The organism is Bacillus sp. GbtcB10, from assembly GCF_019091365.1.
Lineage (GTDB): Bacteria > Bacillota > Bacilli > Bacillales > Bacillaceae > Bacillus > Bacillus altitudinis.
Map to the genome: position 1 here is coordinate 1 of NZ_JAGXJP010000338.1, position 243 is coordinate 243.

The window sequence follows — 243 nt, forward strand, 5'->3', positions numbered from 1 at the left end:
CTTAGCTGGTTGTTGATCTTTCTGCGTGTTTTTAGATGATGCTTCAGTTTTTTCGTTAGTTGTAGCTGTTGTATTGTTCTCAGTTTTTGTGTTGTTATTGTTTTTAGTTGGTGCGTTGTTTGTAGCTTTTGTGTTGTTTTCAGTTTTTGTGTTGTTTTCAGTTTTTGCGTTGTTCTCAGTTTTTGTGTTGTTTTTAGTTGTTGTGCTGTTCTCAGTTTTCGCGTTGTTCTCAGTTTTTGCATT

General features: G+C 34.6%; 1 pseudogene. It reads right to left on the reverse strand.

Features of this window, described 5'->3' with window-relative positions:
* Positions 1-243 (reverse strand): annotated as a pseudogene (locus tag KVT11_RS21690) (hypothetical protein); the annotation flags it as partial.